This window comes from Actinomyces sp. ICM58 (assembly GCF_000283035.1).
In the GTDB taxonomy this organism is placed as follows: domain Bacteria; phylum Actinomycetota; class Actinomycetes; order Actinomycetales; family Actinomycetaceae; genus Pauljensenia.
Genome location: NZ_ALIY01000184.1, coordinates 1 through 1,622, shown reverse-complemented (window position 1 = coordinate 1,622; position 1,622 = coordinate 1). Strand labels below are relative to the sequence as shown.

Sequence of the window (1,622 nt, the reverse complement as noted above, 5' to 3'; positions counted from 1 at the left end):
CCCGGTCGTCTGCCCGCCCAGCCACCGCTCACCGGCCCACTCACCGGGGGGTTTTGCACCATTAGACGCACCGCTACGGCGTGTCGCCGGCGTGTCGCACCCCTAATGCTGCAATTCCCCCACTCACCCGGGCAGGAACGACTGCCGCACCGCCGTCAGCCCCGCCGTCGGCCCTGGCAGGCACATCCGACGCCCCACCCGCGCAGCGGCTCCACTCCCCGGCCACGGCCTCGGGCCAGTCAGCCGCCCGCCACCAACGGCGCAACCTTCGGGCAACACCCACTATTCAGTCAGAACGAAATCAGATCAACTCAGTTCGCTTAAACTGTCACAAACCGATCCTCAACACACTAGAATGCATACATGAGCCCAGAAGATGGGGGCATCGGAGCCCCCTACATCCTAGGAATTGTTGAACGTGCAATTATTCGAGTCCCTCGCTCGAGTCATCACGGTCTGACGAGGGTGCCGACGGCAGTGAAAATTGCGGGTAGGACCTACCTTGACCTGGCGAAGCTGCGAAACATCGGCGTCGAACACCTACCAGAGATCGTGCTCGCCGCACGCATGTATCACCTCGCGCACACGCACCGAGCTCTCATCGTTACCGGACAATGCGCGCTGTGGGCGCACGGCTATGTCAGCGATCCCGCGCTTCCGCCGATCACGGTTGCCTCGTCATCCACGGGCCACCCCATTGTGCTGCCCGCAGTAACAATCGGTACTCACACCTTCGCTCCAATGAGGGTAATGCCCCAGCATGCCCGTCGCCTCCCCGAGGCCATCGACGCGGGCGGACTCCTCATTGAGAGCCCTGAATCCGCACAGATTACTGCCGCCCGCACATCACGCAACCGTCGTGCCGCGTTCACGCAAATGTGCGTGAACGCCCACGCCTGCACACGTTTCGACAACTTCCACATGAAAGCGTCACGAGACAACGAGGACGCCTGGAAGTTCTTTCTTGAGCAAGAGCTGAAACAGCTGGGCAACCGGGCGCGGGGACGTTCGCAGGCGCAGTGGATCATCACCCACGCGGATGCCGGATGCGCCTCCCCCGGCGAGGCGCGGCTGCTCTACGAGCTGTGCGCTGCCGGACTCACCGGCGCCCGCACGCAAGTCGAGGTGTGGACCCATGGGCACCGCTACTTCATCGATTGCGCTTTCCTGGCTGAGCGCGTCGGCATCGAGTTCGACGGGCGCGCAAAATACGGAGACGACCCGGGCTCCATTCACGCTTCACTCGCCCGCGAGCGCGAGCGGCAGCGTCACCTCGAAGCGGAGGGATGGCACATCATCCGTGTCGGCTGGCACGACCTCGACCATCCAGCTCGGCTCATCGCCCAGATTCGCGCTGCGCTCGCTGCCCGAGTCGGGTGAGTCCACGGCTCACCAGCGACGGTCCGCCCGGCCACGCCCGGCCCGCCCGGCCACGCCCGGTCGTCTGCCCGCCCAGCCACCGCTCACCGGCCCACTCACCGGGGGTTTTGCACCATTAGACGCACCGCTACGGCGTGTCGCCGGCGTGTCGCACCCCTAATGCTGCAATTCCCCCCATTCGCCCGCGGCAACCACGGCCCACCGACCCCGCCGCTGGTGGCAACGTCGGCCCACACTCCACA

At 65.3% G+C, this 1,622-nt stretch carries 1 protein-coding gene; it reads left to right on the top strand.

Annotated elements, in window-relative coordinates:
• Positions 1 to 363: 363 nt before the first annotated feature.
• Positions 364 to 1,380, top strand: coding sequence for an endonuclease domain-containing protein (locus HMPREF1138_RS08350; protein ID WP_009058666.1), 1,017 nt, complete (start codon positions 364 to 366; stop codon positions 1,378 to 1,380).
• The last annotated feature ends 242 nt before the right edge of the window (positions 1,381 to 1,622 follow it).

Excerpts from the sequence above, each read along its gene's own strand:
- HMPREF1138_RS08350 (WP_009058666.1), top strand. The coding sequence starts at position 364 with ATGAGCCCAGAAGATGGGGGCATCGGAGCCCCCTACATCCTAGGAATT.